Here is an 8481-nt window from a genome sequence, read left to right as displayed (position 1 = left end):
GCTCTGCTTGGAATAAGTTGCTTGAGCAGCCAGAGAGGGTTCGCTCTTTGACTACTAGGACTTGGGCGCAACTTTAGTTATTGGGTTTGGTATAATATAGCACTGAGAGGTTCTTAATATAAAAAACTGTAATAGTTGTCAAAAATATACAGCCATTCCGTAATTTTGAGTCCCACAACATCAAAACCCCAATAATGACAACATTACCTAAGGAGAATCAATTATAAATAAATCTCCTCTTGCTATGTATTCCATGGCTTTAAGGGATTCGTTGATGGTTTTAAGTAACAGTAGTCTTTAGAGTAAAAAAAATTGCTAATATTTTGAAGCCCATGATAATGAGAGATTGTTTACCTAGTTATTTAGAATATAGATTAAAATAAAAATATTTTTTGAGAGTATCCCACATTCTGTGTAACTGCCATTTAGATTAGACCCTTAATAAAGCTGCTTTGTATGCAAATATATCAATACCGCTTATCGACGGTTAGCAATTATCTGGCTAATCGATGTAATTATGTAATAATCCTAATTTGGGGTAGTGACTAAAGACTACATCCACGAACTTGGTTGTTTCGTCTAGGTCGTACTACACTGGCTTATTTGTACGGATATTAAGTATCCATTATCCAATACCTCCAAACTCATGAGTGGAAGTAGTCAGTACCTTACGGCTTTCTATGTGCTGGTATGATAGGTATTTAGTGGTTGAAAAAAACCTACCTATCAATACCTAATAGTTCGGGAAACTGATGTTGTTCAATAGCTTTCATACGCTCAGCTTTATGTGTCCTTAACGCTTTATTGCGCCCATAAGCGACATTGATAATGTCATAGCCTAGTGTATTAATAGCATACTCAAACACTGACGTTATAAATGCCACGCTCTTGTGGGCGGTGTCCGTCGTCAATTTACCTTGCTGCTCAAAGTAGATCTGTACGGCTAAACCTGTCTTAATCACATCTTGAGCTGTGATAGCTTGAATAGGGTAGTCACCGATATGTGGCGCTACATGCTTATCAAGGTAGGTTTGTAGCTTCTGGATATTTTTGGGTGTGGTGTCTGATTTATCATTGATATAGCTTTGCGCTATCACATTGAATAAGTCTTTTTGCTCAACGCTATTCTTGTGCTTGTTCTTATCAATGGCGGGGTCAATATCATCAGCAAGTAATGCCTTAGCTTTATCACGCAAAGAACGAGCTTGTTTAAGACTAACATCAGGTTTGAACACGGTGTCAACATCTTGCTTTGATGACTTGTATGTTCCAATGTGAAAGGTTTTTTGTTTGGGCCTAATATCTTTATCTGACTGATAACGGTAAGTCATTACCCAGTACAGCGAACCCTTTGGGTCATGGACTAGATGAAGGCTATCACCATCGCTATATCTTTTACGTTTAGCCGGTGGTGCAAGCTTAGCAATAGCTTTTATGCCATTAACATTTAATAGGTAGTTTTTGCGCTCAGCCATTGCCACACCTCGATTAGCCACGATTAATAATTACCATGTACAACAATAACGCGATTTGTGTACAACAAAATAATGATAATTTCATGTATGTACATCAGTATGTACAACATTGTAAAGGTGATGATAGGTAATGACAAGTAATATCAGAAGACGTATAATGATTGTACAGAAGGGATTGAGAGGGTTTAGGTAATGCGAGGTTACTGCTAAATACAATGATTGGTGCGCCCACCAAGACTCGAACTCGGATCGATCGCTTAGGAGGCAACTGCTCTATCCTGTTGAGCTATAGGCGCATTATAAGGAATGCCATTGTAAGAAAAAATACTTAAAAAAGCAATCAATGAAAGGCAGGTGCGATTACTTTCCATTGCTGAGCGCATCAGCAACCTTCACTGAGCCTTCATCTACTGCTGATTTTGCCTGTGATTTAGTATTAAACAAGTCGTCCATGTTATTTCTATAACCGTCGATATTGCCATAATCATATTTTTTTAATACGTCTTGCCCAGCGCTTGACAATAAAAAATTACGAAAGCTAATGGCAATAGGATTATCCGTTAAGACAACACCATCAACTGCTTGTGACTCTTTTATCCCATAGCTAAATGAAGTCAGATTGCGAGCTTCGTTATTAGCAGTGTCATCCTGCGCCATACTATCAGCATCAGCATCAGCATCAGCATCAGCATCAGCATCAGCATCAGCATCAGCATCAGCATTGACTTTACTCTGCTCCAGCTTGGTTTGAGCATCATTAATTAAAGTTTGTAGGGAAGATAGTTGAGCTTGGGTGAGACCATCATCAGCAATAATGAGGTCAACATTGACCATAGATTTCGAAGGTTCGTTACCAGAGATACGGCTATCGGGTAAGATAAGTAACATGCTATTGGAAACGTAGCGGGCTAAGACCTGTACATTTGGATAGCGCGATTCAAAGCTTATGATGACATCATCTAGGGGAACTTGTAGTTTATCCTCTGCCTGTACATATAAAACATTGCTGATAGCTGTATCTAGGTCTTCTGAGGTATTGGCAGACAGCTGACTGTTCGTAGCTTCGTTGGCAACGATCGGTAATGGGTCTACATTTTTACGATTACTTTGCCATAGCCATGTGAAGACACTGTTAGAGATAATTAGCATCAATAAGATCAGCCCAATCAACAGCACCTTATAATCTTTCATAGTTAACGGCTCGTTTCTTAATCAGTTTAGTTAGAAATTTAAATAGTTGTGAGGTCTTATTTGGATTAGAGTGGCTGCTGCATCACTTCATCCGCTAAGTCTGCCAGCATATCGGTAAAGATATCTGTGGCTACGACTTGAGCGCTTGTTTGACTGCTATTGGTATGACTGTTATCGCTACTAGGTAGGTTGGGTTTGTGCGTTAGATTAAATACAAATGGTTCGCCAGACATTTTTGCATGTGCGGCTAGTGGTGATTGGCTTGCAGTTAATTTATTTTTGAGCCAGTCAAAACCATGTGTTTCCCACCAGGCTTCAAAGCGTGGCACAGTGATACCGCGTATCGCAGCAGGTAGGTCTAATGTTCGCAGTTTGAGTGCCAATATAGGATCAACAATAGCTTGATGACTACTGAGATAAAGTGCATTTTTTGAACCATTATAAGGCTGTCGGCGCTGCCATGAAGTATTATCAATTTTCATACGTGGTAATTGCCACAGCGCTCCACGATAGTATACGACATACAAACGCTGTTCAGGATGAACAAAAATGGCATCGATGGGGCGCAGGGGCATAATGTTAAATTATCTCCTTGCCAAAAGGATTATATCTACGCATGGGTGCTCTTACTTTTAGTTGATATAAGTGTTGCGGTGGGGCGACACTGTTTGACGCAAAAGATTGCATCTGCAACTTATATGCTGGTAAACATGATTAATCAATGGCACACTCGTTAGTTATAATCTTGCGATAATTAAGTAAAGCTTTGTTTTTAGTTGCCACTATTATCATTTAATTTGTAATTATTATTTTAGCAGAAATAATGGGCAGGCACGAATGATAAACATAAATTGATAGTTGTTGTCTGCGTCTTTTTGCTCTAAAGCTAGCTGTATCCGCAATGATTTTACTCATATATTCCTGAGAATTGCTTTGATGATTACTCTAAGGCCATCTAAACCAGTTTGTTTTTGTTAGCATTATCTAGCGTGTTGTAGAATTTTATTATCTACTCTAACAAAATTATTAAATAACAACGCTTGTCATTAAGCCTATCACCACTATAGTCAATGAAAAGTAATATCGATAAATAACCTACTGCTGGCATAAGTTGTTCTTGCTTGCTGTGCCTAAGCAGACAGAGGCTGCAAAAGCTTATAGCAGCAGTACCGTCGCGTTTTTAAGGTATTTTAACTATAGTACTTGTCATTTTTTCTTCCACCTCGCTATTTTAATCAGATTATTGTCTATGTTTACGATTATTCAGTCGCACCGTACCGAACGCTTGGTTGAGCAGTTACTGATTGCTTATAAATCTAAAAATCAGCCTATTTTTGAAGAGTTTATTGTCATTGTACCTTCAATGGTATTGGGTGATTGGTTGGATAAGTCTATTGCTAGCCAAGCCGGTATTAGTACCTTAGTCACCACCAAGTTTTGGGGGCAGTATCAGTGGACATTGATGCAAAAAGTTTTGGCTGAGTATAATTCGTGGCTTGAAAGCGTACAGCGTGAACAAGAGACTATCACCGTACCTGAGGTCGCCGTGCTAACGGGTTCAGTCATGCAATGGCGGTTATTTGGCTATTTTACCTATTACCAAAATGACATTATGGCGAATGACAGCCACCCCTTATATCCACTGCTGTCAGCGTTATTGGATGCAGAAGCGGATCGTAGCCAGCAAGATGTACGATTGTGGTCGTTGGCCACTGATTTCTCACGAGTATTTAGCCGTTACCTGAACCACCGTGAAGATTGGTTAGATCTGTGGTCGGTAAATAAAGCAGTAGAGGTAGAGGTATTGGTGGCGGCAAAGGACGAACTCTCTAAGAAATTTGATAAATATGCTACTGATACCCCGGATTGGCTGGTCGCTCATTATACTGAGCTTGAAGCTGCACAACGCTACCTATGGCGCCTTTTATTTGCTGCTGTTTATGAGCATCGCGCGTCTATTGAGGCTCGGTTTTGGCAGATTATGTCGGACAAGGTTAACAACGCAGCGATAGATATTGAAGCCATATTACCCAGCCAGCTGCATATTTTTACTATTCAGCAGTTGCCGCCAAATGAGCTGACGTTTTTGCAGCGCCTATCAACGCACATTAATATTACCTTACTCCATTACAATCCTTCGCAATTATTCTGGGCAGATATTGTCGATAAGCAGTGGCTGCAGCGGCAACAGGTGATTAATCCTGAAAGCGTGTTTTTACGAGATCATGGACATACCTTGCTGTCACGTCTGGGCAAGCAATCGCGTGAGACTTTTGCGATGCTGGCAGGTCTCTCTGGTAACGAAAGCCAAAACGACTTTGAACTGGTTTGGCAAGATAAGTTCGATGAAGATGCTCAGTATATTGACTCAGAAAATAGTGCTCAACCACTTAGTCTACTCGCACATTTACAGCAGGATGTATTGATGCTGGATGAGAGCGCAACCCAGCAAACGACTGCTGGACGATTGAGTGCAGCGCTGGGCGCGCAGATGTCACCTAATTCCAAGGAATCACCAAAAGAGTTAGAGGATAAAAATAGCCTAAGCAATAATGAAAATAAAGATAATGACTGGTACGAAGATGCTACTTTAGAAGGTAAGCGTAACCAACAATCCCGTGAATGGCGATTGTCGCAATATGATAATAGCCTAAGTATTCATTCCTGTCATAACTTACAACGCCAACTTGAAGTATTGCGCGGCATGATTGGCCGTTGGCTCAACGAGCCTAGTGATAGCGGTAGACCGCGTCATCTGTCTGATATCGTCGTGCTATTACCTGACGTTGATCGTCACCATGAACTGATTAACTCGGTATTTGTCAACGGAGAAGGGCAGGACGGCCTGACGTTACCGGCGAAGGTGACAGGGGTGGTCGATAAGTCTATTCGACAATTATGGGAAGCGATACGTGGTTTTTATGGCTTGCTAGGTAGTGACACGGCGCGATTTGAGGTCGCTGAAGTGTTGGATTGGTTGATGCTACCGCCACTGTACGAAAGTCTTGGGTTGACCCATGAACAGATGCGTCGGGCTTGCGACTTGTTAGAGCAAGCAGGTTTTGTGCGTGGATTTGATGAGGTGCATCTACAGCAGACGCTTGACCCACAAGATTATGATTATCGTTTTAGCTTTGCTTATGCTTTAGATCAAATGGCGTTAGGTTTGGTAATGCCAGAAGCGGGTATTAGTGATTGTTTGTATCCTGAGCATTGGCAGGATAATACCTTAGCCGAAAAAACAGTGCCCATCTCAGCGATTAGCTTGGGCGATGCGCCGATTATTGAGGCGCTATGCCGTGTTCATACTGGGCTTGATGGGTGTCGGAATGAGTATCAAGCCCGTTATAAGGCTGAGGATTGGCTAAATAATATTGAGAATCATATTATCCATCCTTATTTTGGCGCACTTGATCAGACACGGCCTATGCGTGCTATTTTTAATGCGATGAACGGCTTTAAGAGTAGTCTACGCGCCAATCGTCATTATCAGCGTTATCATGCGGACAGTGATATTCAGGCTAATTCTACGCCGAATGATGCATTTGATTCATTGACTGCAGTGCAGAACGAGGCCAACCAAGTTGAGTCCAAGCTGTCGCAAGTCAGTACCTTACCGCTCAAGCTGAGCTTTATGCTTGACAGCATTGAGGATGAACTTGAGAGCCAACAAGTTAGTGCCGAGCCCACTGGGGTGATTACTTTTGGGCGTTTTGGTGCACTGCGTAACGTACCGTTTGGCTTAGTGGTTATGCTCAATATGGACTTATCTGAGTTTCCCAGTCGCGACCGTGATAATCGTTATGACTTGATGAAAGCCGGGTTAGCACAACGTGGTGACAGGTTTAGTGAAGATGATGATAATGGGGCGTTTTTAGACGCTTTATTGTGCGCGCGTAATGCCTGCTGGATTTTTTATAATGGGCAACGTTTAACCGATACCCATGAGCACCTGCCTGCCAATCCTGTGAGTGAGTTATTGCACTTTTTACAAGGTGAAGTGACGTGGCAATGGAATCCATTAATAGACGAGCAAAAAAAATTAGATGATTTAAATGATTTAGATAGTAAGCAACATGCTAACAGTCTTGACAGCAGTGACGTATTGACCGCCCAAGTACAGCGTTATTTGCCCAAACTTATCGAACAGTGGTTAGTCACCCGCCACTCGGCACTGCCATTTGCAGCCGAAATATTTATTCAACATGAGGTGTCGGAAGGGTCGAGTGCACCAGCAGCTAAGAGTTCAAAGAACTCGGAGTCTGAGAAAAATAGCGAACAAGATAGTGGACAAGAAATGATACGGTTACTAGGCCGTGCCATGCAAAAAGAAAAACTAAGTCAGAAACAAACCAATGCCCCAGCGAGAGTTTGGCATGATGTATTTGAGCGCCTGCAAGCCCAAGATGGTGCTGATATATCGCCCCCTGTTAAAGTCGAGCTACCGAGCAAAGAGGACTATGCCCATATTGCTCAGCGGATTGAGTCAGATCATGAGGCTGACGCTCGCTTGGATATCACTCAAGTCGATATGCAGTCTTTATATTATCAAGTCCGTCATCCGGCGAAGCACTTCTTAAAAGAACAGCAAGTGCATATCGTATTACCTGAAGAGGACACGGTCCAACAAGAGCCTTTATCCTTATCAGGTTTGGGTGCTTACAAGGTAAATGCGCAGCTGCTCAGTGAACTACAAACCAATACTGAAACCAATTCTAAAAATAGCTCTAAAGTTGATGCTGCAGACAACGTCGAAGTTATTGAGAAAGGCGTAAGCAATCAACAGACTGACCTGCTAAATGCTCTCTTGTATGACCCTGTCATGCCAGCAGGTGTCGCTCGTCAATCAACCTTGCATTATCAACAGCTTCAAATGGCCCAGCAGTGCCAAGAGTTTGCCGAACAGCTGTCTGAGCTGGGTATTGATATCGATAATAATAGTAATAGTAATGAAAATAGCGCCAGCATGTTATTGACACCCTGTGCTGAGACCATGATTACTGTTTGTGCTACTGATATTAACACTCATGGTCAATTACAAATTAAAGGGACCGTTCCAACAGAAAGTAATCCAGTCAATAGTGCTAAGTCAACGCTATTAGAAATATCGCCACCATTGGAATCAGAGTCAGAACTAACATCACCTAAGCTTTGGTTAAACATCCTGCCAAATAGTGCACGCACGCAGTACCTTTTACGTTTTTGGTTATCACATGTCTATTGGCAGGTAGCGCGGCGTACCACTGAAGCGCAAGTAGCGGCTGATGACGGTAAGAGTATTTGGCGCTTTAATAAGCCTAGCGATGAACACAGTAAATATAAAGGTAAGACCGCTTTTTCACTAGCGCCCATCGCTTATGATGCTGCTTTGACTGAGTTGCTTAAATGGATTAGATTTTCTCATATCGCTGGCAAGACCCCAATGACGATATTGCCGGTTCATGCCATGACGTATCTTGATAAAGTAAACGATCCTAAAAATAATGATAGTGACGTTGCTGTCGATACTCATAACCATAATCATGACGCCAGCCAGTCCAATTATCAGCCCAAACGCAGTGATTTTGATAGCTGGCTGTGGTCAGGGTATAACAGCGATGTGATCTATGATACCTGCTCACAACATGAGTTATGGCAATACATGCTTTATAAACAAGACGTCTTTACTAAGTTGATGGATGCTTTACCAGCATTGGCCAAGCCGTTGTTTGGAACAATGAATGACGCCTTAAAGCCGTTATAAGATTCATTAGTCATTATTTTTTAAGTGAGCTTTGCTCTAAATAGCAATAAAAAATATGCAAACTGTACGACT

General features: G+C 41.8%; 4 protein-coding genes and 1 tRNA gene. 1 reads left to right on the top strand and 4 read right to left on the bottom strand.

What is annotated here, in order from left to right; all coding sequences use genetic code 11:
- Nucleotides 1–719 precede the first annotated feature (719 nt).
- From RCH20_RS11130 to RCH20_RS11115, 4 genes are all read right to left on the bottom strand, one after another.
- Nucleotides 720–1475 (bottom strand): tyrosine-type recombinase/integrase, encoded by a 756-nt coding sequence (locus RCH20_RS11130; protein ID WP_327193623.1) that lies wholly within the window; start codon nucleotides 1473–1475, stop codon nucleotides 720–722.
- Nucleotides 1476–1695: 220 nt separating this feature from the next.
- A tRNA-Arg gene (locus RCH20_RS11125) sits at nucleotides 1696–1771 on the bottom strand.
- 64 nt (nucleotides 1772–1835) lie between these two features.
- Nucleotides 1836–2666, bottom strand: coding sequence for a hypothetical protein (locus RCH20_RS11120; RefSeq protein WP_327193622.1), 831 nt, complete (start codon nucleotides 2664–2666; stop codon nucleotides 1836–1838).
- A gap of 65 nt (nucleotides 2667–2731) precedes the next feature.
- Nucleotides 2732–3241 carry a hypothetical protein gene (locus RCH20_RS11115; protein ID WP_327193621.1) on the bottom strand — a complete coding sequence of 170 codons (510 nt, stop codon included), beginning with the start codon at nucleotides 3239–3241 and terminating at the stop codon, nucleotides 2732–2734.
- 674 nt (nucleotides 3242–3915) lie between these two features.
- Here RCH20_RS11115 and RCH20_RS11110 point away from each other — a divergent pair.
- Nucleotides 3916–8409 carry an exodeoxyribonuclease V subunit gamma gene (locus RCH20_RS11110; RefSeq protein WP_327193620.1) on the top strand — a complete coding sequence of 1498 codons (4494 nt, stop codon included), beginning with the start codon at nucleotides 3916–3918 and terminating at the stop codon, nucleotides 8407–8409.
- The last annotated feature ends 72 nt before the right edge of the window (nucleotides 8410–8481 follow it).

It is taken from the genome of Psychrobacter sp. PL15 (assembly GCF_035984995.1).
Taxonomy (GTDB): Bacteria; Pseudomonadota; Gammaproteobacteria; order Pseudomonadales; family Moraxellaceae; genus Psychrobacter.
Note: the sequence above shows the minus strand (reverse complement) of the source record. Positions and strands in the feature narration are given on the sequence as shown.

Coding starts and splice junctions, on each gene's coding strand:
- RCH20_RS11130 (WP_327193623.1), bottom strand. CDS start 1,475: ATGGCTGAGCGCAAAAACTACCTATTAAATGTTAATGGCATAAAAGCT.
- RCH20_RS11120 (WP_327193622.1), bottom strand. CDS start 2,666: ATGAAAGATTATAAGGTGCTGTTGATTGGGCTGATCTTATTGATGCTA.
- RCH20_RS11115 (WP_327193621.1), bottom strand. CDS start 3,241: ATGCCCCTGCGCCCCATCGATGCCATTTTTGTTCATCCTGAACAGCGT.
- RCH20_RS11110 (WP_327193620.1), top strand. CDS start 3,916: ATGTTTACGATTATTCAGTCGCACCGTACCGAACGCTTGGTTGAGCAG.